The organism is Planktothrix serta PCC 8927, from assembly GCF_900010725.2.
GTDB lineage: Bacteria > Cyanobacteriota > Cyanobacteriia > Cyanobacteriales > Microcoleaceae > Planktothrix > Planktothrix serta.
Map to the genome: position 1 here is coordinate 1 of NZ_LR734941.1, position 1,407 is coordinate 1,407.

1 rRNA gene is annotated in these 1,407 nt (G+C 53.7%); it reads right to left on the reverse strand.

Annotated elements, in window-relative coordinates:
* A 16S ribosomal RNA gene (locus PL8927_RS27740) occupies positions 1-1,395 on the reverse strand; the annotation flags it as partial.
* Positions 1,396-1,407 lie beyond the last annotated feature (12 nt).

Consider the following 1,407-nt stretch of genomic DNA (forward strand, 5'->3'; position numbering starts at 1 on the left):
GTTAGAGTAATGACTTCGGGCGTGGCTCACTTCCATGGTGTGACGGGCGGTGTGTACAAGGCCCGGGAACGGATTCACCGCAGTATGCTGACCTGCGATTACTAGCGATTCCTCCTTCATGCAGGCGAGTTGCAGCCTGCAATCTGAACTGTGCCAAGGTTTCTGAGATTCGCTCGCCCTCGCGGGTTGGCTGCTCTCTGTCCTTCGCATTGTAGTACGTGTGTCGCCCAGGACGTAAGGGCCATGCTGACTTGACGTCATCCTCACCTTCCTCCGGTTTGTCACCGGCAGTCTCGCTAGAGTTCCCAACTTAATGATGGCAACTAACGACGAGGGTTGCGCTCGTTGCGGGACTTAACCCAACATCTCACGACACGAGCTGACGACAGCCATGCAGCACCTGTCTTCTGGTTCCCTAAGGCACTCTCAACTTTCATCAAGATTCCAGAGATGTCAAGTCCTGGTAAGGTTCTTCGCGTTGCATCGAATTAAACCACATACTCCACCGCTTGTGCGGGCCCCCGTCAATTCCTTTGAGTTTCACACTTGCGTGCGTACTCCCCAGGCGGGAAACTTAACGCGTTTGCTCCGGCACTGCCCGGGTCGATACAGGCAACACCTAGTTTCCATCGTTTACCGCTAGGACTACTGGGGTATCTAATCCCATTCGCTCCCCTAGCTTTCGTCCCTCAGTGTCAGTTATAGCCCAGCAGAGCGCTTTCGCCACCGGTGTTCTTCCTGATCTCTACGCATTTCACCGCTACACCAGGAATTCCCTCTGCCCCTACTATACTCTAGCTCCCCAGTTTCCACTGCCTTTACGAAGTTAAGCCTCGCTCTTTAACAGCAGACTTGAGGGGCTACCTACGGACTCTTTACGCCCAATCATTCCGGATAACGCTTGCATCCTCCGTATTACCGCGGCTGCTGGCACGGAGTTAGCCGATGCTTATTCCTCAGGTACCGTCACTTTCTTCTTCCCTGAGAAAAGGGGTTGACAATCCAAGAACCTTCCTCCCCCACGCGGTCTTGCTCCGTCAGGCTTTCGCCCATTGCGGAAAATTCCCCACTGCTGCCTCCCGTAGGAGTCTGGGCCGTGTCTCAGTCCCAGTGTGGCTGATCATCCTCTCAGACCAGCTACTGATCGTCGCCTTGGTAAGCCTTTACCTTACCAACTAGCTAATCAGACGCAAGCCCCTCTCTAGGCGATAAATCTTTTACCTTTCGGCTCATCCGGGTTTAGCAGTCGTTTCCAACTGTTGTCCCCGTCCTAGAGGCAGGTTCTTACGTGTTACTCACCCGTCCGCCACTAAATCCCGAAGGATTCCGTTCGACTTGCATGTGTTAAGCAGACCGCCAGCGTTCATCCTGAGCCAGGATCAAACTCTCCATTTTGAAGAATCTGTT